Annotated in this window: 24 protein-coding genes; 19 read left to right on the top strand and 5 right to left on the bottom strand. The window is 72.8% G+C overall.

Translation table 11 applies throughout. The features are described from left to right. Positions 1 to 36 precede the first annotated feature (36 nt). A complete protein-coding gene (locus L615_RS05750) occupies positions 37 to 534 on the top strand; it encodes a thioesterase family protein (protein ID WP_028654414.1) in 498 nt (165 codons plus the stop codon). Positions 535 to 573: 39 nt separating this feature from the next. On the opposite strand, the gene L615_RS23125 is transcribed toward L615_RS05750, so the two are convergent. Further along, positions 574 to 927, bottom strand: coding sequence for a YrdB family protein (locus L615_RS23125; RefSeq protein ID WP_186449746.1), 354 nt, complete (start codon positions 925 to 927; stop codon positions 574 to 576). Between the two features lie 18 nt (positions 928 to 945). Between L615_RS23125 and L615_RS23130 the strand changes: the two genes are divergently transcribed. The 4 genes from L615_RS23130 to L615_RS05765 all read left to right on the top strand — a co-directional run bounded on the left by L615_RS23130 (position 946) and on the right by L615_RS05765 (position 3,462). Further along, positions 946 to 1,701, top strand: coding sequence for a helical backbone metal receptor (locus L615_RS23130; RefSeq protein WP_186449747.1), 756 nt, complete (start codon positions 946 to 948; stop codon positions 1,699 to 1,701). Positions 1,702 to 1,705: 4 nt separating this feature from the next. Next, positions 1,706 to 1,987 carry a hypothetical protein gene (locus L615_RS23135; protein ID WP_186449748.1) on the top strand — a complete coding sequence of 94 codons (282 nt, stop codon included), beginning with the start codon at positions 1,706 to 1,708 and terminating at the stop codon, positions 1,985 to 1,987. Positions 1,988 to 2,094: 107 nt separating this feature from the next. Further along, on the top strand, positions 2,095 to 2,313 hold the full coding sequence (locus L615_RS05760) for a hypothetical protein (protein ID WP_036516768.1): 219 nt from the start codon (positions 2,095 to 2,097) through the stop codon (positions 2,311 to 2,313). A 177-nt stretch (positions 2,314 to 2,490) separates the two neighbouring features. After that, complete coding sequence (locus L615_RS05765) at positions 2,491 to 3,462, top strand: PfkB family carbohydrate kinase (protein WP_232221669.1); 972 nt, start codon at positions 2,491 to 2,493, stop codon at positions 3,460 to 3,462. A 343-nt stretch (positions 3,463 to 3,805) separates the two neighbouring features. On the opposite strand, the gene L615_RS05770 is transcribed toward L615_RS05765, so the two are convergent. Then, a complete protein-coding gene (locus tag L615_RS05770; protein WP_396954720.1) occupies positions 3,806 to 5,296 on the bottom strand; it encodes a helicase HerA-like domain-containing protein in 1,491 nt (496 codons plus the stop codon). A 272-nt stretch (positions 5,297 to 5,568) separates the two neighbouring features. Here L615_RS05770 and L615_RS05775 point away from each other — a divergent pair, with 272 nt between their 5' ends. Continuing rightward, complete coding sequence (locus L615_RS05775; RefSeq protein WP_028654419.1) at positions 5,569 to 5,865, top strand: type II toxin-antitoxin system VapB family antitoxin; 297 nt, start codon at positions 5,569 to 5,571, stop codon at positions 5,863 to 5,865. A 2-nt stretch (positions 5,866 to 5,867) separates the two neighbouring features. Further along, positions 5,868 to 6,410, top strand: a complete 543-nt coding sequence (locus tag L615_RS05780; RefSeq protein WP_145724423.1) for a LytR C-terminal domain-containing protein — start codon at positions 5,868 to 5,870, stop codon at positions 6,408 to 6,410. Positions 6,411 to 6,419: 9 nt separating this feature from the next. Here L615_RS05780 and L615_RS05785 read toward each other — a convergent pair whose 3' ends face one another. Beyond that, the gene (locus tag L615_RS05785; RefSeq protein WP_145724424.1) at positions 6,420 to 7,931 is read right to left on the bottom strand and encodes a potassium/proton antiporter; all 1,512 of its coding nucleotides are present in this window, start codon (positions 7,929 to 7,931) and stop codon (positions 6,420 to 6,422) included. A 152-nt stretch (positions 7,932 to 8,083) separates the two neighbouring features. Between L615_RS05785 and L615_RS05790 the strand changes: the two genes are divergently transcribed. The 9 genes from L615_RS05790 (at position 8,084) to L615_RS05830 (ending at position 18,954) form a co-directional block, all read left to right on the top strand. Next, positions 8,084 to 9,568 carry an FAD-binding protein gene (locus L615_RS05790; protein ID WP_261376575.1) on the top strand — a complete coding sequence of 495 codons (1,485 nt, stop codon included), beginning with the start codon at positions 8,084 to 8,086 and terminating at the stop codon, positions 9,566 to 9,568. A gap of 108 nt (positions 9,569 to 9,676) precedes the next feature. Then, the gene (locus tag L615_RS05795; RefSeq protein ID WP_261376576.1) at positions 9,677 to 10,846 is read left to right on the top strand and encodes a pyridoxal phosphate-dependent aminotransferase; all 1,170 of its coding nucleotides are present in this window, start codon (positions 9,677 to 9,679) and stop codon (positions 10,844 to 10,846) included. A 74-nt stretch (positions 10,847 to 10,920) separates the two neighbouring features. After that, the gene (locus L615_RS23140; protein WP_186449749.1) at positions 10,921 to 11,388 is read left to right on the top strand and encodes a hypothetical protein; all 468 of its coding nucleotides are present in this window, start codon (positions 10,921 to 10,923) and stop codon (positions 11,386 to 11,388) included. A gap of 8 nt (positions 11,389 to 11,396) precedes the next feature. Next, positions 11,397 to 12,338, top strand: coding sequence for a hypothetical protein (locus tag L615_RS05805; RefSeq protein WP_145724425.1), 942 nt, complete (start codon positions 11,397 to 11,399; stop codon positions 12,336 to 12,338). After that, a complete protein-coding gene (locus L615_RS05810; protein ID WP_145724426.1) occupies positions 12,335 to 13,714 on the top strand; it encodes a hypothetical protein in 1,380 nt (459 codons plus the stop codon). The genes L615_RS05805 and L615_RS05810 overlap by 4 nt, the downstream gene beginning before the upstream one ends. 296 nt (positions 13,715 to 14,010) lie before the next feature. After that, positions 14,011 to 15,030: a diiron oxygenase gene (locus L615_RS05815; RefSeq protein ID WP_145724427.1), complete on the top strand. Its 1,020-nt coding sequence runs from the start codon at positions 14,011 to 14,013 to the stop codon at positions 15,028 to 15,030. 35 nt (positions 15,031 to 15,065) lie between these two features. Then, the gene (locus L615_RS05820; RefSeq protein ID WP_145724428.1) at positions 15,066 to 16,757 is read left to right on the top strand and encodes an FAD-dependent oxidoreductase; all 1,692 of its coding nucleotides are present in this window, start codon (positions 15,066 to 15,068) and stop codon (positions 16,755 to 16,757) included. 20 nt (positions 16,758 to 16,777) lie between these two features. Continuing rightward, the gene (locus L615_RS05825) at positions 16,778 to 17,491 is read left to right on the top strand and encodes a TetR/AcrR family transcriptional regulator (RefSeq protein ID WP_028654428.1); all 714 of its coding nucleotides are present in this window, start codon (positions 16,778 to 16,780) and stop codon (positions 17,489 to 17,491) included. Further along, positions 17,488 to 18,954 carry an NAD(P)/FAD-dependent oxidoreductase gene (locus tag L615_RS05830; RefSeq protein ID WP_145724429.1) on the top strand — a complete coding sequence of 489 codons (1,467 nt, stop codon included), beginning with the start codon at positions 17,488 to 17,490 and terminating at the stop codon, positions 18,952 to 18,954. The genes L615_RS05825 and L615_RS05830 overlap by 4 nt, the downstream gene beginning before the upstream one ends. Positions 18,955 to 19,181: 227 nt before the next feature. Here L615_RS05830 and L615_RS05835 read toward each other — a convergent pair whose 3' ends face one another. Further along, positions 19,182 to 20,612 (bottom strand): VWA domain-containing protein, encoded by a 1,431-nt coding sequence (locus tag L615_RS05835; RefSeq protein WP_145724430.1) that lies wholly within the window; start codon positions 20,610 to 20,612, stop codon positions 19,182 to 19,184. A gap of 8 nt (positions 20,613 to 20,620) precedes the next feature. Further along, entirely contained in the window at positions 20,621 to 21,499 is an 879-nt protein-coding gene (locus L615_RS05840) for a MoxR family ATPase (RefSeq protein ID WP_145724431.1), read from the bottom strand. A gap of 155 nt (positions 21,500 to 21,654) precedes the next feature. On the opposite strand from L615_RS05840, the gene L615_RS05845 reads away from it, so the two are divergent. The 3 genes from L615_RS05845 (at position 21,655) to L615_RS05855 (ending at position 23,810) form a co-directional block, all read left to right on the top strand. Continuing rightward, on the top strand, positions 21,655 to 22,092 hold the full coding sequence (locus L615_RS05845) for a hypothetical protein (protein WP_145724432.1): 438 nt from the start codon (positions 21,655 to 21,657) through the stop codon (positions 22,090 to 22,092). A gap of 237 nt (positions 22,093 to 22,329) precedes the next feature. Then, positions 22,330 to 23,334 carry an RNA polymerase subunit sigma-70 gene (locus L615_RS05850; protein WP_145724433.1) on the top strand — a complete coding sequence of 335 codons (1,005 nt, stop codon included), beginning with the start codon at positions 22,330 to 22,332 and terminating at the stop codon, positions 23,332 to 23,334. 5 nt (positions 23,335 to 23,339) lie between these two features. Continuing rightward, positions 23,340 to 23,810 (top strand): DUF6069 family protein, encoded by a 471-nt coding sequence (locus L615_RS05855; RefSeq protein WP_222430459.1) that lies wholly within the window; start codon positions 23,340 to 23,342, stop codon positions 23,808 to 23,810. Positions 23,811 to 23,863: the final 53 nt, after the last annotated feature.

Consider the following 23,863-nt stretch of genomic DNA (forward strand, 5'->3'; position numbering starts at 1 on the left):
AGCCAATCCCGGCCCGGAGTCGCTAGGGTCCGTTGCATGAGCACGCAGCCGACGTACGACCAGCTCGCCACCCTGCCCGCCTTCGCCGTCCAGCCGGTCCCGACGGCCTTCGAGGACAGCAACGGCTTCCTCAACGTGCGGCACTACCTCGGCATCGGCAGCGAGGGCCTCGACGAGTCGCTCTACGACGTCGGCATCCCGTTCAACTGGCCGATCGTCAGCGGCTTCGCGTGCCTCTCGGCCGAGCACCACCTGACCTACCTGCACGAGCTCAAGACCGGCGACCAGATGTCGGTGCGCGTGCGCCTGGTCGGCCGCTCCGAGCGGGCCGCGCACGCGGTCGTCTACGTCCTCGACGACACCAACCAGCGCATCGCCTGCGTGTTCGAGGAGATCTTCCTCTGCGTGAAGCTGGCCGACCGCAAGACCGCGCCGTGGCCCGAGGACGTCGCCGCCGGGCTCGACCGCCGGGTCGCCGAGCACGCCGGGATCGACTGGAAGCCCGAGCTCTCGGGCTGCCTCAACCTGCGCTGAGCCGGTCCGGGCCGCGTCGCCGGGCGGCGCCCCTGGCTCCTAGAGGCGCTGCTCCTCCACGAGCACCTGGATGCTCGGCAGCAGCGCCAGGGCGTTGACGACGACGGAGAAGACGAGCAGCGCGACCGCCCAGCCCTCGTGCCCGGCGTCCCACAGGGCGAGCGTGCCCAGGCCGAAGACGACGACCTTCACCAGCGGGCGCACCCACGTGCCGCCGTACGGCGCCTTCGGGGAGGCGAAGGTCCACCACACGCCCATCGCCACCAGCGGCAGCAGCCAGACCAGCAGCGCGCGGGGGTCGTGGTGCCAGCCCCAGACACCGAAGGCCGCCATCACCAGCAGCTCGTCGACGAAGACCAGGGCCAGCACGGTCCATCCGAAGATCGCTCCCACGTCGGGGATCATAGGGGCGTGACCCTCGACGACCTCGGCCACGACGTGCCGTTGCCGGCCCCGCCGGCGCGCATCGTCTCCCTCGTCCCCTCGATCACCGAGGCGCTCGCGAGCGACGTCCCCGACCGCCTCGTCGGCGCGACCGACTGGTGCACCCACCCCGCCGACCTCGACGTCCCCCGGGTCCGCGGCACCAAGAACCCCGACCTGGCCGCGGTCCGCGACCTCTCCCCCGACCTCGTCGTCGCGAACAAGGAGGAGAACCGCGAGCTCGACGTCCGGCGGCTGCGCGAGGCCGGCGTCCCGGTGTGGGTGACCGACATCGAGACCGTGCCGCAGGCCCTCGCCTCGCTGACCCGCCTGTACGACGAGGCGCTGGCCGTGCCCGAGCCGGACTGGCTCGCCGCGGCCCGGGCACGTTGGTCCGGCCCGCTGCCGCAGCCGCGCGGGCGGGTCGTCGTCCCCATCTGGCGGGACCCGTGGATGGTCGTCGGGCCGCGGACCTACACCGGCGACCTCCTGCGGCGGCTGGGCTGGGAGAACGCCTTTGCCACCGGCGAGGACCGCTACCCGAAGGCCGAGCTCGCCGACCTCGACACCGACGGCGTGGACCTGGCGCTGCTGCCGGACGAGCCGTACGTGTTCACCGAGGCCGACGGGCCCGAGGCCTTCACCCGGGTGCCGACGCGGCTGGTGTCGGGGCGGCTGCTGACGTGGTACGGCCCGGCGATGGTCGAGGCGCACGACGTGCTGGCCTCCGTGCTGCCATCCTGAGCCTGTGAGACCACTGCTCGTCGGCGCCGTGATGGCGCTCGTCGGCTGCGTGCTGCTGCCGATCACCGCCTTCGTCCTCGACGGGACCCGCACCGGGGAGGACCTCGTCCTGCCGGTCCACGTGCTGCTCGCCGCCGCGATCGGCGCCGTGCTCGGCTCGCTCGCCCTCGACCCCGCGTGGGCGCCACGCCGCCGCGCCCTCATCGGCGCCGGCCTGGGCCTGCTGGGGGCCGTGGTCGGGCTGGTGCTCTTCTTCCTGCTGCTCAACGGGTTCGACGGCGCCTGACCGTTCGACCGGGCATCCGTCCTGCTGTCGCGCACGCCACACGGCTGTACACGAACTCGTAACCCCGTGGCGGGGTTTGTGAAACCTCTCCGGCGCACTGTGGAGACATGACGAAGACGACCTCCACCGGGACCGGGTCCGGCCGTCACCTCGAGTCCGTCGGCACCACCCCCGCCGACCGCTCCGAGGAGGCCGCCGCCCGCGCCGCCCGCCTCCGCGACCGCCACGCCCAGAACATCGCCCGCCTCATGGAGCAGCGCAGCGACCTCCGCGGCGTCAACAAGCTCGCCGACTTCGTCGACGACGCGCTGCGCTGGACCGCCTGAGGCACTCCGAGCCTCAGCGACCCTCAGCAGATCCTCACCAGACCCTCACCCGGCCGTCACGCACGGCCCACCCGCGGGTGCGTCCGGGGTGGTGCGGGGCATTGCGGGGGTGGTGTGGCGGACGCGGACCTGCGCGGCCGGCCGGTGCCATCGGTGCCCCTCGCCTAGGCTCGAGCGGTGACCCCGCTGGACGACCCGGCCGACGCGGCGCCGGACCTGCCGCAGGACCTGCCGCGGGTCCTGGTTGCCGGGGAGGCCCTCATCGACGTCGTGGAGCGTGCCGGCCGGGCGCCGGTCGAGCTGCCCGGCGGCAGCTGCGCCAACGTCGCCCTCGCCCTGGGCCGGCTGGGACGCCGCCCGCGGCTGGCCACCGCCCTGGGTGAGGACGACCGCGGTGACCGGCTCCGTCGGTGGCTGGCCGACAGCGACGTCGAGCTCGCGGTCGTCGTACCTCCGGGTGGGGGGACGAGCACGGCCCGCGCGGTCCTCGACGAGCACGGTGCGGCGCGCTACGAGTTCGACCTGTCGTGGGCGCTGCCGCCAGTCGGCGACGACCCGTGCGACGTGCTGCACGTGGGATCGATCGCCTCGGTGCTCGAGCCCGGCGCCCGCGACGTGCGCGACCTGGTCCGGCGCCGTCGGCGGCACGCCCTGGTCAGCCTCGACCCGAACGCCCGCCCGGCGATCACGCCCGACGTCGACAGCGCGCGGGAGCGGGTCGAGGAGCTGGTGGCGCTGTCGGACCTGGTGAAGGTGAGCGACGAGGACCTGGGGTGGTACTTCCCCGGCATCCCGGCCGCCAACGCCGCCGCCCGCTGGGCCCGCCTCGGCCCGGCCCTGGTCGTGGTGACCCGCGGTGGTTCCGGGGCGACCGTCGTCCGCGCCGACGGCACCCGCCTCGACGTGCCCGGCAAGGCCGTCGAGGTGGTGGACACCATCGCCGCCGGCGACACCTTCACCGCCGGCCTGCTCGACGCCCTGCTCACCCTCGGCATCCACGGCGCCGACGCGTACGCGCGCCTGACCGCCCTCGACGACGCCACCGTCGAGGCCGTCGTCCGCCACGCCCACGCCGCCGCTGCCGTCACCGTCTCCCGCCCCGGCGCCGACCCGCCCCGCCGCGCGGACCTGCCGGAGGTGGGGAGGTAGGGGTGGGAATCACCTCTTCAGAGGCGATTCCTGCACTTCACGACCGTTGCAACGGCCAGGAAGCAGCAGAGACGGTCAGGAAGTCGGCGGCGGCCGGGAATCACCGCCTGGGCGGCGATTCCCGAACTTGTTGACCGCTGCAAGAGCCAACAAGTCCAGGAAGCGGCCACTATGTACGCCGCCTCCAGCCGGGTTGCCGAGCTGGGCAGGAAGCGGTCAGGAAGTCGGCCGGCCGGAGCCGGGAATCACCGCCTGGGCGGCGATTCCCGAACTTGTTGACCGCTGCAAGAGCCAACAAGTCCAGGAAGCGGCCACTATGTACGCCGCCCGGGCCTCGCAGCGATCAGCGTCGGCGACGGGCGGTGCCGAACATCCCCCGCGCGATCTCCGCGGCAGCGGTGCGCATGAACTGCTTGAACGCCGAGGACCTCACGACGTCCTTGACGATCTCGCCGGCGCCGCCGCCCTCGTCCTTCTTCTTCGCCTTCGACTTCGAGGAGGTCTTCCCCGCGGCACCGGAGCCGGCCTTCTCCTCCGCCTCCTCCGCCTCCTTCGCGCCCTCTTCGAGCTTCTTCGCGAGGATCTCGCGGGCCGACTCGCGGTCGACGACCTCGGCGTACTTGGCGTTGCGGGGGCTGGCGGCGACGGTGGCCTCCATCGACTCGGCCGGGCTCGGCGCCATCAGCGACTCGGGGGCGCGCAGCCGGGTCCACGCGACCGGGGTCGGGGCGCCCTTCTCCCCCATCACCGTCACGATCGCCTCGCCGATCCCGAGCGTCGTGATCACCTCGCCGAGGTCGTCGTAGGCGCTGCGCGGGTAGGTGTTGACGGTCGCCTTGAGCGCCTTCGCGTCGTTGGGCGTGTGCGCGCGGAGCTGGTGCTGGACGCGCGAGCCGAGCTGGGCGAGCACGTCGTCGGGTACGTCGGTGGGGCTCTGCGTCACGAAGAAGACGCCGACGCCCTTCGAGCGGATCAGCCGCACGGTCTGGGCGATCTGCTCGAGGAAGGGCTTCGAGGCGTCCTTGAACAGCAGGTGCGCCTCGTCGAAGAAGAACACCAGCTTGGGCTTGTCGATGTCGCCGACCTCGGGCAGGTCGTGGAAGAGGTCCGCGAGCAGCCACATCAGGAAGGTGGAGAAGATCGCCGGGCGGTCCTGCAGGTTCGGCAGCTCGACCAGGTTGACCAGGCCGCGGCCGTCGGAGGCGAGCTGCAGCAGGTCGGCGGAGTCGAACTCCGGCTCACCGAAGAAGGCCTCGGCACCCTGGTCGGCGAACGCGATCAGCTCGCGCAGGATGACGCCCGCGGTCGCCGCGGACAACCCGCCGAGGTCCTTGAGGTCCGCCTTGCCCTCGGCGCTGGTGAGGTGCTGGACGACGGCGCGCAGGTCCTGCAGGTCGAGCAGCGGCAGGCCCTTCTTGTCGGCGTAGTGGAAGACCAGGCCGAGGCTGGACTCCTGGGTGTCGTTGAGACCGAGGACCCGGCTGAGCAGGATCGGGCCGAAGGAGGTCACGGTCACCCGGATCGGGATGCCGATGCCCTGGCCGCCGAGCGCGTAGTACTCCACCGGGAACGCGGTCGCGGTCCAGTCCTGGCCGACCGACTTCGTGCGCGCCAGCAGCTTGTCGTTCGCCTCGCCCGCGGTCGCCAGGCCGGACAGGTCGCCCTTGATGTCGGCGGCGAAGACCGGTACGCCGTGGGCGCTGAGCTGCTCGGCGAGCAGCTGCAGCGTCTTCGTCTTGCCCGTGCCGGTGGCACCGGCGATGAGGCCGTGGCGGTTGAGCATGCCGAGCGGGATCCGGATCGTGCTGCCGGTCAGCTCGTCGGGGCCGGACATCAGCCCGCCGAGCTCGAGCGCCGGGCCCTCGAAGGCGTAGCCGGGCGCGACCGCCTGCTCGATCGGCCCCAACTCGGCTGCGGGCGCGTCGGGCGCCTCGGGGGCAGCCTCGGAGGCAGCCTCGGGAGCCTCCCCGGGGGCGGCGGCGTCGGGCGCGGGCGTCTCTGCGGGCGTCTGCTCCTGCGTCATGCCACGGAACTCTATGCCCGCCCGCCGTCCGGCTCCCCGTGCGCGAGGTGGTGTCGCGCGGCGGCCCCGTAGACTCCGAGCCCGTGATCTTCAAGCGCGTGGGAGTCGGGCGTCCGTACCCCGACCACGGCCTCGACTCCAGGGGGTGGGCCGCCGTACCCCCGCGCCAGGTCCGCCTCGACGAGCTCGTGACCACCAAGGACACCCTGCAGCTGTCGTCCCTGCTCGACGAGGACTCCACGTTCTACGGCGACCTGTTCGCCCACGTCGTGCTCTGGCACGACGAGTACTACCTCGAGGACGGCCTGCACCGTGCGCTGCGGGCAGCCCTGCAGCAGCGCAACGTCCTGCATGCCCGCGTGATCCGGATGGAGGGCTGAGGATGGCCGAGGACGAGCCCCGCAACGGCAACCGCGCCGCCCTGACCCTCGCCGTGCTGGCCGTGGTCTTCCTCGCCAGCGTCGCCTGGGCGTGGTCGCGGGTCACCGAGCCGTTCCCGGAGAAGATCCAGGCGGCCCCGTGCACCGACACCCTGATCTCCGCCGGCGAGGAGGTCTCGCCGCCGCAGGTGATGGTGACCGTGCTGAACGCGGGTGGCCCCAACGGCCTCGCCAGCCGCACCATGGCCCGCCTCGAGCGCTTCGGCTTCGCCGCCGGCGAGACCGGCAACGCGCCGTCCGACACCGGGCCGGTCGCTGCGCAGGTGTGGGCGAGCGACCCGGGCGACCCCGCGGCGCTGCTGCTGGCGTCCTACCTCGGCCGGAACGTCGACATCGTCGACCGCGGCTCCGGCTACCCCGGCGTCACGATCGTGGTCGGCAAGAAGTTCAAGAAGGTCCGCAAGGGCCGCGCGGCGATCACCGCGCAGAAGGACGCCTACGTCTGCACGCCGCCGCTGAGCAGCGAGCCCGACGACCTCCCCTGACCCGCAGGGTCAGGCGCGGCGCTCCTCCTCGCCCAGCCACCCGGCGAGGCGGCGCCCGCCGGCGCTGACCTGGCGCAGTCGCTGCTCGGTGGACTCCCGCAGCTTGCGCGGGGTGACCACGAGCAGGTCGTCGCCGTGGCGCAGGACGGTACGACGCTCCGGCACCATCGCCTGCCCGTCGCGCMCGATCATCGMCRCGTTCSCCCCGACCGSCAGCCGCAGCTCGCCGACCTCGACACCGTGCATCTTCGAGGTCGGGCTGATCCGCACCTGGAGCAGGTCGGCGGCGACCCGGTCGAGGGGTGCTGCCTCGAGATCGAAGCCGCGCGGCTCCGAGCGGCGGGTCACCCGCAGCGCGCGGGCGACCCACGGCAGGGTCGGCGCGGTGATGATCGTGTCGAGGACGACCAGCACGAAGACGATGTCGAAGAGGCGGTCGGCGTCGGTGACGTGCTCGGCGAGCGGGATGGTGGCGAGCACGATCGGCACGGCGCCGCGCAGGCCGGCCCAGGACAGGAACCCGAGCTCGTTCCACCTCATCGGCTTGACCACGGCGCAGACGACGATCGACAGCGGTCGGGCGACGACGGTGAGGACGGTGCCGGCGGCGACCGCGATGCCGATGGTCGTCCACGAGATCCGGTCCGGCGACAGCAGCAGGCCGAGCATGACGAACAGCCCGATCTGCGCCAGCCAGGCCAGCCCCTCCACGAAGGACCGGGTGGTCGCCCGGTGCGGCAGGTSGGCGTTGCCGAGGACCAGCGCGGCGACGTACACGGCCGCGAAGCCGCTGGCGTGCACTGCCGAGGCGCTGCCGTACCCGATGATCGCCAGGCACAGCACCGCGATCGGGTAGAGGCCGGAGGCGGGCAGCGCCACGCGACGCATCACCCACGTCCCGCCGAAGCCGGCGGCGAGGCCGATCAGCATGCCGGCGGCGAGCTCGTAGACGACGATCCCGGTGGTCCCCAGCCAGCCGTGCTCACCGACGGCTCCGGACGCGACGAGGCTGACGACGACGACCGTCGGGGCGTCGTTGAGACCGGACTCGGCCTCGAGCACGCCGGTGACCCGCTTCGGCAGCGGCACCACCCGGAGCACCGAGAAGACCGCGGCGGCGTCCGTCGGGGAGCAGACGGCACCGAGCAGGATCGCCAGCTCCCACGACAGGCCGAGCAGGAAGTGGCCGGCCACCGCCATCACGCCGACGGAGATCGCGACGCCGACGGTCGCGAGCGAGACGCCCATCCGCATGGCCGGGCGCGCCTCGCGCCAGCTTGTGGTGATGCCGCCCTCGGCGAGGATGATCGCCAGCGCGCCGAAGCCGAGCGCGTGGGCGAGCTCGGCGTCGTCGAAGTCGATGCCGAGGCCGGCCTCCCCCAGGGCGACACCCATGAGGAGGTAGACCAGGAGGCTGGGGAGCCCGGCTCCCGACGACATCCGGACCGCCAGGACGGCGAGGAACGTGACTGCGGCGCCGATCAGCAGGAAGGTGTCGAGCTGGTGGACGTCGAAGGTCAAAAGGACACTAGGCTTTCGTCGGGTGGAGGGGGAGCAGTCTATCGACCGGGCGCTCCGCCCACCGCGTCGGGCGGCAGCTCGCCCGGCGGCTCCCGAGCCCGATCCGCGGCGAACCGTGGCCCGAACTTAGAACATGTTCTAGATTTGCCCCTGTGACGAGTGCAGACAGCAACCTCCCGGCCGGCCTGGTCATTCCCGACGTGCTCCCGGCCAGCGCCCTCGACGCCGACACCGAGGCCTTCGACGTGGTCGTCGTCGGCTTCGGCATCGCCGGCGGATGCGCGGCCCTCGAGGCCGCCCGCGCAGGGGCCCGCGTGCTGCTGCTCGAGCGGGCCGCCGTCCACGGCGGCACGTCGTCGATGTCCGGCGGCCACTTCTACCTCGGCGGCGGTACGGCGGTGCAGCAGGCCACCGGCCACGAGGACTCCGTCGAGGCGATGGTCGACTACCTGATGGCCAGCACCAAGGACCCCGACGAGGAGAAGATCCGCGCCTACTGCGAGGGATCGGTCGCCCACTTCGACTGGCTCGAGGACCTCGGATTCGAGTTCGAACGCTCCTACTTCCCCGGCAAGGCCGTCATCCAGCCCGGCACCGAGGGCCTGATGTTCACCGGCAACGAGAAGGTCTGGCCCTACCGCGAGAAGGTCGCCCCGGCCCCGCGCGGCCACAAGGTCCCCGTCCCCGGCGACACCGAGGGCACCCGGATCGTGATGGACCTGCTGCGCGAGCACGTCGAGAAGGAGGGCGTCGAGGTCCGCTACGAGACCGGTGCGACCAACCTCGTCGTCGACGGCGACCCGGACACCGGCCGCGTGGTCGGTCTGGCGTGGAAGTCCTTCGACCGCACCGGCCTGGTCCGCGCCGGCAGCGTCGTCGTCGCCGCCGGCGGCTTCGTGATGAACGCCGACATGGTCGCCCGCTACACCCCCGCGCTCGGCTCCAAGCTGTTCACCCTCGGCTCGACGTACGACGACGGGCTGGGTATCCGCCTCGGCGAGTCCGTCGGTGCCGCGCTCGAGCACATGGACGAGCCGTTCATCACCGCGCCGTTCTACCCGCCGTCCTCGCGCTGCAAGGGGATCATCGTCAACCGGGACGGCGAGCGCTTCGTCGCCGAGGACAGCTACCACGCGCGGACGTCGTACCACGTGATGAAGCAGCCCGACGCCGTCGCGTACCTCATCGTCGACAGCGAGCACCTCGGCGAGGACCACATGCCGCTGGTGCCGCTCAAGGACGGCTTCGAGACCATCGAGGAGATGGAGGCCGGGCTCGGCATGCCCGCCGGCGCCCTCGTGCGCACGGTCACGCGCTACAACGAGCTCGCCGCGCGCGGCGAGGACCCCGACTTCCACAAGCACTCCGACTGGCTGGCCCCGCAGACCGCCGGCCCGTGGGCGGTGCTCGACCTGTCCCTCGGCGTCGCGCTCTACGCCGGCTTCACCATCGGCGGCATGGCCACCACCGTCGACGGACAGGTGCGGCGCACCGACGGCTCCGTCGTCCCCGGCCTCTACGCCGCCGGCGCCTGCGCCTCGAACATCGCCCAGGACGGCAACGGCTACTGCTCGGGCACCCAGCTCGGGGAGGGGTCGTTCTTCGGGCGGCGCGCAGGGCGGCACGCGGCCGGTTGAGAGTTTCGCCGGTCGACCGGCGAAACTGTCGCTTGACCGACGAAACTTCGTCGGTCAGGTAGGAGTTTCGCCGGTCGACCGGCGAATCTTGTGACTGGAGGGACGCACGTGACCGACCGCTTCACCGCCGCAGCCCGGGCGAACGTCCCGCCGTTCCACGTCATGGACCTGCTCGCGGCGGCGGCCGAGCGGCAGCGCACGCACGGCGATCTGGTCAACCTCGTCGCGGGGCAGCCGAGCACGGGGGCGCCGGCGCCGGTGACCGCGGAGGCGGTGCGGCTGCTCAACAGCGGCGACCCGCTGGGCTACACGACCGCCACCGGCATCCTCGAGCTGCGCGAGGCGATCGCCGGGCACCACCGGCGCCGCTACGGCATCGACGTCTCCGCCGAGGACGTCGTGGTCACCACCGGCTCGAGCGGCGGCTTCCTGCTCGCCTTCCTCGCGGCGTTCGACACCGTCGCGCGGGTGGCGATCGCGCGGCCGGGCTACCCCTGTTACCGCAACGTGCTCGCCGCCCTGGGCTGCGAGGTCGTCGAGGTCGCCACCGGCCCGGACACCCGCTTCCAGCCCACCGTCGAGCAGCTGGCGGAGGCCCMCGCCCGCCAGCCGCTCGACGGGCTGGTGGTGGCCAGCCCGGCCAACCCGACCGGCACGATGCTGCTGCCCGAGGAGCTCGCCGCGATCGCCCGCTGGTGCGAGGAGAACCGGGTGCAGCTGGTCTCCGACGAGATCTACCACGGCATCCAGTACGCCGGCGCCAGCGCCAGCTGCGCCTGGGAGACCTCCCGCGAGGCGATCGTCTTCGGCTCCTTCTCCAAGTACTTCTCGATGACCGGCTGGCGGCTGGGCTGGATGCTCGCGCCGGAGCGGCTGCGGCGCCCGGTCGACGTGCTCACCGGCAACTTCAGCATCTGCCCGCCGGTGCTCGCCCAGCACGCGGCGCTGGCGGCGTTCGACGACGCGGCGTACGCCGAGCTCGACGGGCACGTGCAGCGCTACGCCCACAACCGCACGGTGCTGCTCGAGGGCCTCCCCCGGCTCGGCATCACCGAGCTGGCGCCGGCGGACGGGGCGTTCTACGCGTACGCCGACGTGGGGCACCTGACGCAGGACTCGATGGCCTTCGCCCGCGACCTGCTGGCGCGCACCGGGGTCGCCGTGGCGACCGGGATCGACTTCGACACCGTCGACGGCGGCAGGTTCCTGCGCTTCAGCTTCGCCGGGTCGACCGACGACGTCGTGCAGGCGCTGGACCGGCTCGACGGGGCGCTCTGACCCTCGCCCCGCCGACCCCGGCCCCGTGAAACCGACAGGTTTGAGGTGGGGCGCCCCGGGGAAGGGCGCGACACATGTACGGCGACACCGAGCTGATCCGACGCCGCGTCGCCGCGCTCCGCGAACAGGGCGCCGACGTGCGCGCCCTCGCGGACGAGCTGGTCGCCCGCGTCGACGGCCTCGGCTGGGCCGGCCGGGCGGGCGAGGCGATGCGCGAGCGGGTCACCGAGCGCGCCCACCACCTGCAGGTCGTCGCCGACCGGCACGCGACGGCGGCCGACGCCCTCGCTGACCACGCCGCCGCGGTCGACGCGGTCCACGACGAGATCGCCGCCGTCGAGGCGCGGGTGCGCGGACTGGTCGAGGAGGCGCAGGGTCGGGTCGCCGCCGTCCGCGCCCGCAACGAGCGGGCCGGCGCCGAGCGCCCCGACGCGCCGCAGGTCTCCCCCGACCCGGTCGACGAGGCGCTCGTCGCGTTCGTCGCGCCGCCGCCGGGCCACCGCGACTGGCTCTCGGTTGAGGTCCCCGGGCTGGAGCGCTGAGGACCGGCGTGCCCACGATCGACCTGACCACCGTCGCCACCCTCGCGGAGCGCGACCCCGCGGGAGCGGTCAACCCGCTCGACGCCGCGCCCCGGCGGCTGGGCCTGACCGTGCGCGAGCTGCAGCACGCCGCGACACTCGCCGGCGACGCCCCGCTCCCGTTCGAGGTCGCCCCACCGGTCGAGACCGATGCCATGCAGGCCCGCCTCGGCGCGAGTCCGGCCACCACCGGCGACCAGGCCTACCGCGCGGTGGTCGACGCCCTGCACGACCCGGCCGACAGCCTCCAGCGGCGCGGCCTGCTGGTCGACGGCACCCTCGACGCGGGCGTGGCCGGCGCGATCGGGTTGCTCGCGGCCCCGAGCACCGCCGTCGACATCGACCTGCGCATGGCCGGCGTCCAGGCGAAGGTCTGGCACCGGCAGGGCGAGGGAGCGGTCGCCTCCCTGGCCACCGTCGACGGGATCGTCTTCGAGCTCGACTGGTTCGGCACCGACGCCTGGGCCGGCGAGCTCGCCCGGGTCGCGGCGATCACCGAGGACGTCACGCTCGGGGAGTCCGCCGTGCCGTCGTACGTCGACCTCCCCTTCGAGCTCGCCGACACCGCAGCCGAGGCGACCCGGGTCGGCCGCGGCGACCTGCTCCCCGTCCTCGCTGCCCGCCACTCCGGTGCGGTCCTGGGCACCGACGGCCCGCTGCCCGACGACGTCGTCGCGCGGGTGCTCGCGGCGCTCGCCGCCGAGGCACAGGGCCGGCTGCGGGCGCTGGTGGCTGACGTGTCGGAGGCATCGGTCGGCGCCGCCGGCGTCGTGTCCTGGTCACTGCTCGCCGACGGGTGGCGGGCGCTGCGCCCCCACCGCGTCGACGGCGTCCCGCGCCTCGAGGTGCGCTCCGTCGCGCCCACCGACCTCGCGACCGTGGTCGCCCCCGTGCTGGAGGAGATCCGGTGACCGGGACAGCGGCGTCCGACCTGCCCGACCACCCGGGCACCCCGGTCGAGCCCGACCAGCCGCCGATGGCGGCCCAGGCAGCCGACCTGGCGGACAAGTACGACCAGATGCTGCGCCTGGCCGACCTCTTCGACGACGCCGGCGCGCAGATGCGGGCGTGGGCCAGGCTCGGCCGGGACGTGCTCACCGACCCCGACGTGGTCGACTCGGCGCGGCTCTCGCCGGCCACGTGGGCGAGTGCCGAGGAGGAGGTCCGGGCTGCGACGACGGGCAAGGACGGACTGCTCAGCCGGTCCATCGAGCTCGACGCCGACGCGCTGGTGCTGCGCGCGACCGTGCTGACCTACCGCTGGATCGACGAGCTCCAGGCCGCGGCCTACCAGACCCTCGGCACGATCGCGGGCAAGGCGATCGGCTACCTCGCCCCGCAGGTGAGCCTCGGCGGCGCGATCGTGGCCGCGGGACTGATCGAGACCGATGCCCTCGACCGCGACGGCGTCACGACCTACCTCAACGAGCTCGCCGAGGCCAACCCCGAGCTCATGGAGCACGTCACCACCGGCGGTGGCCTGCTCGACAGCCTCCAGATGCGTGGCCTGCTCACGGCGGGGGTGTTGTCCGGCGAGGGTGGCCGGGCCGCCCGCGCCGGCGGCCTGCGCGCCTCCGGCATCGCGCCGCTCGCCGACGACTGGGGCGCGGCCCTGCGCGACGTCGCGGTCGACCTCGACGCCGGCGAGCCGGCGCCCGTGCCGGCCGACCTGGCCGCCGCGTCCGAGGTGCCGGCCGGCCTCGGGGACCTGATGGCGCTGCTGGCCGACGGTGACGACAGCGTGCTGGTGCGGGTGCTGCGGGTCGGGCCGGACCGGCTGCTCGCCTTCCTCTCCGGGGCCGCCGCGCCGACGCCGCGCGCCGGGCGCCTCCGGCTGGTCTCCGGTGACTCCTCGCGGCACGCGGAGGCCGTGGTGCGCGCCCTCACCGCAGCGGCCGCGGAGAGCCCGGGCGAGACCCGGGTGATGCTGGTGGGCCGCGGCACCGGCGGCTCGGCGGCGCTCGAGATCGCCACCCGCACCGACCTGCCCGGCTTCGTCGTCGACCAGGTCGTCACCGCCGCCGCGCCCGCCGCCGCACTCCCCGCGCTGCCCGACCACGTGCGCGTGCTGTCCCTGGAGGACCGCAACGACCCGGTCGCACTCCTCGGCTCGCTCATCAACGCCGGCACCACCAACCGCCTCACCGTCGTGTACGACGCCGGCACGGACCCCGGCGTCCCCGCCCTCGTCGCGGGCGGACGGGCGGCCGACCGCGCCGACCACCCCGAGCTGGCCGCGACGCTGGCCCGCTGGCGCGAGCTGGGCTACCTGCGCCCCGCGGGCTGACCCCACCCGGCCGCCGGCGCGCGGCCCGACGCCCGGCCGACGCACCGCCGGCACGACCGCGGACCGTCCGACCGGACCGTCCGACCGGACCGTCCGACCGCACCGTCCGACCGCACCGTCCGACCGGACCGGGCTGCCGCGATCCGCGTCACGCCGCCCGCGGGGCCAGCGCGTCGTCGTACCCGGATCTGCGACGAACTCCTTGACAAAACCGGGGTCAATGTATGCAACATGTTGTTGCGCTAACTGAGTGCATGCTCCGGACTTCGACGACGAAACGGATCGAGGAACCCACGATGACCGCCACTGCCGACCGCACCGCCGATCGCACCGCCGAGACCGTCCCCGGGCTGCCGGACACCACCGGGCTGGGCTACGAGGAGAAGCTCCGCATCCTCTCCGAGGCCTCCGTGCACCAGCACTTCGACGCGTTCCTCGACATCGCCTGGGACGACCCGGACTTCGAGGTCCGCAACGACGACCCGCGGTGGGTGCTGCCCGAGGTCGACTCGCTCGGCGGGACGGACTGGTACCGGTCGCTGCCCCTGGAGCGGCAGATCGCGATCGGGCAGTACCGGATGGCCAACATCATGAAGGTCGGCCTCCAGTTCGAGCAGCTGCTCATCGCCGGCGTGATGAACCACCTCATCGGCATGCCGAACGGCAAGGCGGAGTTCCGCTACTCCACCCACGAGGTGACCGAGGAGTGCCACCACACCCAGATGTTCCAGGAGGGCGTGAACCGCATCGGCCTCGACGTCCAGGGCGGGCCGGGCTGGTTCGTGAAGGTCGCGCCGCTGCTCTCGCTGGCCGGCCGCGCGCTGCCGAACGTCTTCTTCATGGGCATCCTCGCCGGCGAGGAGCCGATCGACCACCTGCAGAAGTCCGTGCTCCGCTCGGGCCACGAGATGCACCCGATGGTCACCCGCGTCATGCAGATCCACGTCGCGGAGGAGGCACGCCACATCGGCTTCGCGCACACCTACCTCGAGGAGCGCTCGAAGGACTACGGCCCGGTGCAGCGCTTCGGCCTCTCGCTCGCCTACCCCGTGATCATGCGGGTGCTGTGCGACGTGATCATGAAGCCGACCCGGAAGATGCAGAAGGACCTCGACATCCCGAAGGACGTCATGCGCGAGGTCTACTGGCGCTCGGAGAAGTCGCAGAAGCTGCTGCGCGACACCTTCGGCGACGTGCGGATGCTCGCCGACGAGCTCGGCCTGATGAACCCGGTCTCCCGCCGGGTGTGGCGCCTGCTCGGCATCGCCGGCACCGCGTCGCGCTTCCGCAGCGAGCCCAAGTCCGCCGCGGTCTGACGCCGCCGCCCACACCACCCACGCGAGCACCCGCCATGGCCTACGTCGTCACGCAGTCGTGCTGCGCCGACGCCTCGTGCGTCGTCGCCTGCCCGGTCAACTGCATCCACCCCGCCCCCGGCGAGCCCGGCTTCGGCTCCACCGAGATGGTGTACGTCGACGCCGCCGCCTGCGTCGGCTGCGGTGCCTGCGCGACGGCGTGCCCGGTGGGCGCGATGGTGCCGGACGCGGCGCTGACGACCCAGCAGCTGCCGTTCGTCGAGCTGAACGCCGCCTACTACGACGCCTTCCCGCACGCCGACCGCACGCCGGTGGCGCTGGTGCCGCCGCAGCGCCGGCTCACCCGCACCGGCCCGTTCCGGGTCGCGGTCGTCGGCGCCGGCCCGGCCGGCCTCTACGCCGCCGACGAGCTGCTCAAGCACCCCGAGGTCGAGGGTGTCGACGTCTACGAGCGGCTGCGCACGCCGTACGGCCTGATCCGGCACGGCGTCGCCCCGGACCACGCGTCGACCAAGCTGGTCACCCGGCTGTTCGAGGCGATCGAGCGGCAGSCGCGGKTCCGCTACTTCCTCGGCGTCGACGTCGGCGCCGAGGTGACCCTGGCCGACCTGAGGGCGCGCTACCACGCCGTCGTGTACGCCGTCGGCGCCTCCGCCGACCGCACGCTGGACATCCCCGGGGAGGACCTGGCCGGCTCGCTGCCCGCGACGGCGCTGGTCGGCTGGTACAACGGCCACCCCGACCAGCAGCAGCTCGACGTCCCGCTGGACGCGACACGCAACCCCTCGCGCCGGGCGGTGGTCGTCGGCAATGGCAACGTCGCGCTCGACGTCGCCCGCATCCTCACCCGCCCGGTCGAGGTGCTCGAGCGCACCGACCTCGCCCCGCTCCCCCTGGAGCAGCTGCGCGCCAGCGACGTCGAGGAGGTCGTGGTGCTCGGCCGCCGCGGGCCGGCGCAGGCGGCGTTCACCGTCCCGGAGCTGATCGGCCTCGCTGCCCTCGACGACGTCGACGTGCTGGTCGACTGCGACCCCGCCCTGCTCGACGGCGCCGACCAGCGCAGCCGCCTGCTGCGCGAGCTCGCGGACCGCACGCCGTCCGGCGCCCCGGGCCGCCGCCGGATCGTGCTCTCCTTCGCCGTCTCCCCCGTCGAGGTGCTCGGCACCGACGGCCGGGCCACCGGCGTCCGGATCGCCCGCAACCGGCTGGTCGAGGGCGTCGACGGGCTGGTGCGCGCCGAGCAGACCGGCGAGGAGCGCGTCCTCGAGGCCGGCCTCGTCGTGCGCTCGGTCGGCCATCGCGGCCTGCCGGTCGCGGGCCTGCCCTTCGACGAGCGCACCGGCACCGTCCCGAACCGGGCCGGCCGCGTCGAGCCGGGCGTGTACGTCGTGGGCTGGGTCAAGCGCGGCCCGGTCGGCTTCATCGGCACCAACAAGACCTGCGCCCAGGAGACCGTCGAGAGCATCCTCGACGACCTCGACCGCGGCCGGCCCGAGCCGACCGGCACCCTCGACTCCGCCGCGGCGCTCGTGCGCGAGCGGGCCCCGCACGCCACCGGCATCGACGGCTGGCAGCGCATCGACGCCGCCGAGCGCGAGCGCGGCGCCGCCGCCGGGCGTCCCCGGGTCAAGGTCACCGACCCCGCCGACCAGCGGGCAGTCGCGACCGCCCCGGCCGTCGTACGTCGGCGCGGGCTCCTCCGGCGTACGGTGTCGCTGACGCCGTGACGATCCGAGGAGGTCTCGCCATGGGGACGGCGAAGCGCGACCAGACCGATGGCCGCAAGCGGCGCTGGCAGGAGCACAACGCCGCGCGGCGGCAGGCCGTCATCGACGCTGCCCTCGTCGTGCTCAACCGCGACCTGAAGCCCGGCGACGAGCTGAGCGTGCAGCAGATCGCCGCCGAGGCGGGGGTGCACCGCACGGTGCTCTACCGCTACTTCGACGACCGCGTCGACCTCGACCTCGCGATCCAGCGGGAGATCTGCCTGCGCGCCGGGGAGGTGCTGCTCAGCACGATCACGCTCGAGGGCACCATCCGCGAGATCACGCACCGCGTCATCGGCTCCTACGTCACCTGGGCGACCGAGAACATCGCACTGATGAGGTTCGTCGAGCGACAGGTCACCGGCACCACCGAACGCCCGCTGGACGACGCGATCGGCCAGTTCGCCGAGCAGATCGAGCTGCTGATCGGCGGCGTCATCGCCCTGGTCGACGCCGAGATCAGCGAGGACGACCGCGACGCGCTCACGCCCTGGGTCTTCCTGCTCGTCGGCGGCGTGATGTCCGCCGTGCGCAGCTGGAGCTCGCGCGCCGAGCTCCGCCCCGAGGCCCCGGCCTTCATCGACCTGCTCGCCGAGGTGACCTGGGCGCAGGTCGAGGGCCTGATGAACAGCCGCAACATCGAGGTGCCCGACGTCCCCGTCGAGCAGCTCCTCACCACGAAGGAAGCGCCATGACCGACACGCCTGCCCCTGTCGACCACGTCGACGTCCTCATCGTCGGCGCCGGCCTCTCGGGCATCGACGCGGCCTACCACGTCACGAAGCACCTGCCCGGCAAGACGTACGCCGTGCTGGAGATGCGCGACTCGCTCGGCGGCACGTGGGACCTGTTCCGCTACCCCGGCATCCGCTCCGACTCCGACATGCACACCCTCGGCTTCGGCTGGAAGCCGTGGAAGGGTGAGAAGGCGATCGTCGACGGCCCCGACATCCTCGCCTACCTGGAGGAGGCGGCGGCCGAGAACGGCATCGACGAGCACATCCGCTACCACCACAAGCTCCTGCACGCGGACTTCTCCACCGAGGACGCCCGCTGGACCGTGACCGTCGAGCGCACCGACACCGGCGACACGCTGCAGCTGACCGCCAGCTTCCTGTGGTCGACGTCGGGCTACTACCGGTACGACGAGGGGTTCACCCCGCAGTTCCAGGGGATCGAGGACTTCGAGGGCCAGGTGGTGCACCCGCAGCACTGGCCCGAGGACCTCGACTACGAGGGCAAGCGGATCGTGGTCATCGGCTCCGGCGCCACGGCCGTCACCCTCATCCCCGCGCTGGCCGACTCCGGCGCCGGGCACGTCACGATGCTGCAGCGCACGCCGACGTACATCATCAGCCAGCCGGCCTACGACAAGGTCTCGGCGCGGATGTACCGCACCCTGCCCGACAAGGTCGCGCAGAAGCTGGTGCGCACCCGCTACCTCACCAGCCGGATCGCGTTCTACGAGTTCTGCCAGGCCCGCCCGAAGGAGTCACGCGCACTGCTGCGCAAGCTGCTCGAGCGCCAGCTCCCGGAGGACGTCTCCTTCGACGAGCACTTCAGGCCGCCGTACGACCCGTGGGACCAGCGCCTGTGCGCCGTGCCGGGCGGCGACCTGTTCAAGGCGCTGCGCCAGCACACCGTCGACATCGTCACCGACCACATCGACCGGTTCACGCCGAAGGGCATCCTGCTGAAGTCCGGCAAGGAGCTCGAGGCCGACATCGTCATCACCGCCACCGGCCTCAACCTGCAGGTCTTCGGCGGCGCGACGCTGGCCGTCGACGGCGCGAAGGTGGAGCCCGCCGACACGATGGCCTACAAGGGCCTGATGCTCAGCGACATCCCGAACTTCGCGTTCATCATCGGCTACACCAACGCGTCCTGGACGCTCAAGGCCGACCTGGTGTGCGAGTACGTCGTCAAGCTGCTGCGCCGCATGGACGGGACCGGCAACCGCATCGCCGTCCCCCGCCGCGACCCGTCGGTCACCGAGGAGCCCTTCCTCGACTTCGAGGCCGGCTACGTCATGCGCTCCATCCACGAGCTGCCGAAGCAGGGCTCGTCGTACCCGTGGCGGCTGAAGATGAACTACTTCAAGGACCTGCTGGTCTTCCGCAGGCCGGTGGACGACGAGGCGCTGGAGTTCAGCGCCTGAGGCGGGTGGGGTTTCACCACCTGGGTGGTGAAACCCCGACCTGGCACACGAAATCAGGGCCGGATCGGCAAGTTTCGTGTGCTCAGTTGCGTAGTTTCACCACCTAGGTGGTGAATCCCCACTCAGCCCGCCCCCGGACCTGGCCGACGAAACTCACGCCTGACCGACGAACCTTCGTCGGTCAAGCGACAGTTTCGCCGGTCGACCGGCGAAACTGTCGCTCCGCCTCACCACGCCAGGTCGTGCACGAACTCCTGCAGCTGGGCCAGGTTCCGGCACTCGACCATCGGCACGATCTCGCCGTACGTCGGCGCGGCGGAGTCGCCCGTGCCCCAGTTGCGCTCGTGCTCGGGGTTGAGCCAGAAGGAGCGCTTCACCGCACCGGACAGGCGGCGCAGGGTGTCCTCGTGCAGGTCGCTGTAGTTGGAGCGGGCGTCGCCGAGGATGAGCAGGGTCGTCTTGGGCGTGAGCGCGTCGAGGTGGTTCTCCTCGAACTTCGTGAACGCGCGGCCGTAGTTGGTGCGGCCCCACAGCGCGGCGTGGCTGGCCGACGCGGAGAGGTCGGCGAGCACGTCGACCGGGTCGGCGCCGGGGCGGAAGTGGCCGGTCACCTCGTGCACGTGGTCGATGAAGGTGAAGGCCCGCATGCTATGGAAGACCTCGCGCAGCGCGAAGACGAAGAGCAGCGTGAACTGCGCGAAGTTCGCGACCGAGCCGCTGATGTCGCACAGCACGACGAGGTCGGTGCGGTGCGGGCGCTTCGGCCGGTGGTGCGTGGTGATGGGCACGCCGCCGGTGGCGATGGAGGCACGGACGGTACGACGGAAGTCGAGTGGCGCGGTCCGCGCGTGCCGCGAGTGCTGCTCCTTCGCGAGCCGGGTGGCGAGGCGCCGGGCGAGGGGGAAGATCTCCTTGCGCATCTCCTCCAGGTCGGTGCGCCGGGCGGCCATGAAGGCGAGCTTGTCGATGCTGGGACGGATCGCGACGTCGGCGATGTGGTCAGGCCCCTTCTCCTCGGCGATGCGGCGACGGGCGTCGTCCTCGACCAGCGCGGTGAACTGCCCGATCCGGCGGTTGGCCTGCCGGCGGGCGTCCTCCTCGTCGGTGCCGGAGCCGGTGTCGGCGAGCATGGCCTGCACGAGCCGGTCGACGAGCTCCTGCGGGGCGACGCGCTGCAGCGCGGTGTAGGCCGACCACGAGGACAGGCCGGGGCCGCGGCCGGGCATCGAGCCGAAGGTGCCGACCATCTCGGCGGCCATCATCCGCAGCTCGGTGGCGTCGACCTGCGGGGCCTCGAGCACCTGCGCGAGCCGGTCGCGGAAGGACACCAGCGCGGTGGCGTTGTCCTTCACCGCCCCACCGTCACCGTCGCCGTCGCTGTCGCCGGCGCCAGCCTCCTCCGCGGCGGCCGCACCGTCGCCGACCATCGCCGGGAAGTAGACGTCGAAGAGTGCGTCGAAGGTCGTGCGCTGCGACTGCTTCTTGACCATCGTGGCCGCGAACGCGTCGCGGACGGTGGCCCGGTCGCTCCACCGCAGCGCCGAGAGGGCTGCGACGGCGTCGAGGTCCTCGGCGAGCGAGACGGACAGGCCGGCGCCCCGCAGCGCCTCGACGAAGGCGAGGTGGCGGTCGAGGAGTCCGGAGCGGTCGGCGCTCATCGCGTTCCTCAAGCCCGGTTGAGCTTGAGCTCCTTCACGGCACGGTCGTGGTCGGACTGGTGCTTGAGGACGGCGCCGAGGGTCTGCGCGATCGCGGCCTCGTCGAGGTCGCGGATCTCCAGCGCGATGAGGGTGCGGGCCCAGTCGACGGACTCCGCGATCGACGGCGCCTTCTTCAGTTCCAGGTCGCGCAGCCGCGCGACGGTCTCCACGACCTGCTGGGCGATCCGGTCGTCGAGTCCGGGCACCTGCTGCTGCAGGATCTGCCGCTCCCGCTCGGCGTCCGGGTAGTCGATGTGCAGATAGAGGCAGCGCCGCTTGACCGCCTCGGACAGCTCCCGGCTCGCGTTCGAGGTGAGCACGACGTACGGGCGCCGGGCGGCGGCCACCGTGCCGAGCTCGGGGATGGTGACCTGGAAGTCGCTGAGCACCTCGAGCAGCAGGCCCTCGACCTCGATGTCGGTCTTGTCGACCTCGTCGATCAGCAGCACCGTCGGCTCCTCGCGCCGGATGGCGGTCAGCAGCGGCCGGGTGAGCAGGAACTCCTCGGTGAAGATGTCGTCGTGGGTGGCGTCCCAGTCCTGCCCGCCGGAGCTCGCGGCGTTGGCGGCCTGGATGCGCAGCAGCTGCTTCTTGTAGTTCCACTCGTAGAGCGCCCGCGCCTCGTCGAGGCCCTCGTAGCACTGCAGCCGGACCAGCTCGGCCCCGGTCGCGCGCGAGACCGCCTTCGCCAGCTCGGTCTTGCCGACACCGGCCGGACCCTCCAGCAGCAGCGGCTTCTCCAGCGCGCCGGCGAGGAAGGTGGTGGTCGCGGTGGCGGCGTCCGCGAGGTAGCCCGCGGCCTCGAGCCGGGTGGCGACGTCGCTCGGTGAGTCGAACCAGGTCATGGCCTCATCCTGCCTGCTGCACGGTGGTGGCGGCGCGGCACCTGTCACAGATCACACCCGACACCGCGCACACCGGTCGTGACCCGCGGCGGTCCGTGTCGTTGTGATCGGCAACGGGGACGACCACCACGACGACAGCGACCAAGGGGGGAACGATGTCTCATCGTGTTGCCCCGGTTGCCTGGCTGCGCGTCGCGGTCCACTCGCTGCGTACGACGACCACGGTGGCCGGCATGACGCTGCTCCTCGGCTTCGGCGCGCTCGGCGTAGTCAGCGAACCGTCGATGAGCACGCCCGAGCGCCACATCGACATGGCCGCGGGCCCGCTGGACGACCTGATGCAGGACAACCGCTGCTCCTTCACCGGGTTCGACAAGTCGGTGATCCCGAGCTCGGCGATCGTGCGCACCCCCGAGGGTGACACCAAGCTCGTGTCCTTCGACCACGGGTGGGACGTCTTCAGCGGCCGGGTCGCCGGCACGCTCGTGGCCGTGTGCCTCGGCCCGGAGCGGGAGCAGCCTGCCACTGACGAGGCCGCCGTGCCGACGCCGGCGCCCTTCCACCACGGCCCGCGCAACGCCGCACCCCACTGATCCTCCACTTCCTCAGGGCGTGAGCGCCCGGCCGAGCAACGCCAGCACCAGCGCCGGCTGGCCTGTCGTCGTACCGGTGCCACCAGGCACGCCGTCCGCACCTCCGATCCGGTGGTGCCACGCGCGGTCCGCCCTTGCGGTCGTCCCGACACCGACCCGCCGTCCCGGCGAGTGATGAGTTCTCGCGCCCCCTGCCGTCACACGTGATGACAGGACACGATGAGAGAGGACGAGACGATGATCGTGGACACCACCACCAACCTCACCGTCGAGGAGGCCGGCATGGTCGCGGAGGTCGACGAGCCGCAGTTCGCCGAGCTGGTCGAGCGCCACCGGCGCGAGCTGCACGTGCACTGCTACCGGATGCTCGGCTCCTTCCACGACGCCGAGGACACCGTGCAGGAGACCTTCCTGCGCGCCTGGCGCCGGCGGGAGACGTACGAGGGCCGTTCCACCTTCCGGGCGTGGCTCTACCGGATCGCCACCAACGCCTGCCTGGACCTGCTCGCCCGACGCCGGCCCGAGCCGGCCAGCGGCGAGGTGCGGTGGCTCCAGCCCTACCCCGACCGGCTGCTCGACGAGCTCGCCGCCGACGACGCCGACGAGCCCGAGGTGGTCGCGGTGGCGCGCGAGACGATCGAGCTCGCGTACGTCGTCGCGGTGCAGCACCTCGCCCCGCGACCGCGCGCGGTGCTGATCCTGCGCGACGTCCTCGGCTGGCCGGCCAGGGACGTCGCCGAGATGCTCGGCAACACCGTGAACTCGGTCAACAGCGCGCTGCAGCGGGCCCGCGCCGGCATGCGCGAGCACCTGCCCACCGACCGCCAGGAGTGGACCGGCAGCGAGGACGACGACACCCGCGACCTCGTCCGCCGCTTCACCGACGCCAGCGTCGCCGCCGACGTCTCCACCCTGGCCACCATGCTGCGCGAGGACGTGCGCTGCTCGATGCCACCCACGCCGGGCCTGTACGTCGGGCGCGACGCCGTGGTGCGCAACTGGGTCGAGGACGGCTTCGAGTCGATGACCGGGCTGCGGGCCGTCCCGACGGCCGCCAACCGCCAGCCCGCGATCGCCTTCTACGAGTGGCAGGAGGACGAGGGCGCCTGGCTGCCGCTCACCATCGACACGCTGCGCATCAGCGGCGGGATGGTCACGGAGATCTTCACCTTCCACGCCGACCAGTTCCCGCGGCTCGGGCTCCCCGAGCGGCTGACGGCAGACGACACCGAGGGGCGGTGACGACGATGGTCCCCACGACCGCCTCCACGGGCACCCCTGCCCCCACGACCGGGCGCCGCGACGCCCCCGGACCCCGCGGCCTGCGCCGGGTCCTCGGCACCGCCGCCCTCGCCGTGCCGGCCGCGACGGCGGCCACCACCCTGGCCGGCGCCGCCGCCCGGGCCCTCGGCGTCGAGCTCGAGGTGCCGGACGACGGCGAGCGGGTCCCGCTCGGCGGCATCGCCGTGCTGACCGGCTTCTTCTCCACCGTCGGGCTCGTCATCGCCGTCGTCCTGCACCGCTGGAGCACCCGGCCGGCCGCGCGGTTCGTGCAGGTGAGCGTCGCGCTGACCGCCGCGTCGCTGGCGCCGCCCTTCCTCGTCGGCGCCAGCATCCCGACCGCCTGCACCCTCGCCGTGCTCCACCTCGTGGCCGCCGCGATCGTCGTACCGGCCCTGGCCCGCGCGCTGCGGCCCGCGACTCGCCGGCAGCAGTAGGTGCGAGGAGAGTCGCCGGGCGTACCGCTGGACGGAACTCGGCCTTCAGCACC

The sequence above is a fragment of the Nocardioides sp. J9 genome (genome assembly GCF_007829375.1).
In the GTDB taxonomy this organism is placed as follows: domain Bacteria; phylum Actinomycetota; class Actinomycetes; order Propionibacteriales; family Nocardioidaceae; genus Nocardioides.

What these genes read in the sequence shown, in the direction of transcription:
- L615_RS05750 (WP_028654414.1), top strand. Translation starts at nt 37, where the DNA reads ATGAGCACGCAGCCGACGTACGACCAGCTCGCCACCCTGCCCGCCTTC.
- L615_RS05760 (WP_036516768.1), top strand. Translation starts at nt 2,095, where the DNA reads ATGACGAAGACGACCTCCACCGGGACCGGGTCCGGCCGTCACCTCGAG.
- L615_RS05770 (WP_396954720.1), bottom strand. Translation starts at nt 5,296, where the DNA reads ATGTCCGGCCCCGACGAGCTGACCGGCAGCACGATCCGGATCCCGCTC.
- L615_RS05780 (WP_145724423.1), top strand. Translation starts at nt 5,868, where the DNA reads ATGGCCGAGGACGAGCCCCGCAACGGCAACCGCGCCGCCCTGACCCTC.
- L615_RS23140 (WP_186449749.1), top strand. Translation starts at nt 10,921, where the DNA reads ATGTACGGCGACACCGAGCTGATCCGACGCCGCGTCGCCGCGCTCCGC.
- L615_RS05815 (WP_145724427.1), top strand. Translation starts at nt 14,011, where the DNA reads ATGACCGCCACTGCCGACCGCACCGCCGATCGCACCGCCGAGACCGTC.
- L615_RS05825 (WP_028654428.1), top strand. Translation starts at nt 16,778, where the DNA reads ATGGGGACGGCGAAGCGCGACCAGACCGATGGCCGCAAGCGGCGCTGG.
- L615_RS05830 (WP_145724429.1), top strand. Translation starts at nt 17,488, where the DNA reads ATGACCGACACGCCTGCCCCTGTCGACCACGTCGACGTCCTCATCGTC.
- L615_RS05835 (WP_145724430.1), bottom strand. Translation starts at nt 20,612, where the DNA reads ATGAGCGCCGACCGCTCCGGACTCCTCGACCGCCACCTCGCCTTCGTC.
- L615_RS05840 (WP_145724431.1), bottom strand. Translation starts at nt 21,499, where the DNA reads ATGACCTGGTTCGACTCACCGAGCGACGTCGCCACCCGGCTCGAGGCC.
- L615_RS05845 (WP_145724432.1), top strand. Translation starts at nt 21,655, where the DNA reads ATGTCTCATCGTGTTGCCCCGGTTGCCTGGCTGCGCGTCGCGGTCCAC.
- L615_RS05850 (WP_145724433.1), top strand. Translation starts at nt 22,330, where the DNA reads ATGATCGTGGACACCACCACCAACCTCACCGTCGAGGAGGCCGGCATG.
- L615_RS05855 (WP_222430459.1), top strand. Translation starts at nt 23,340, where the DNA reads ATGGTCCCCACGACCGCCTCCACGGGCACCCCTGCCCCCACGACCGGG.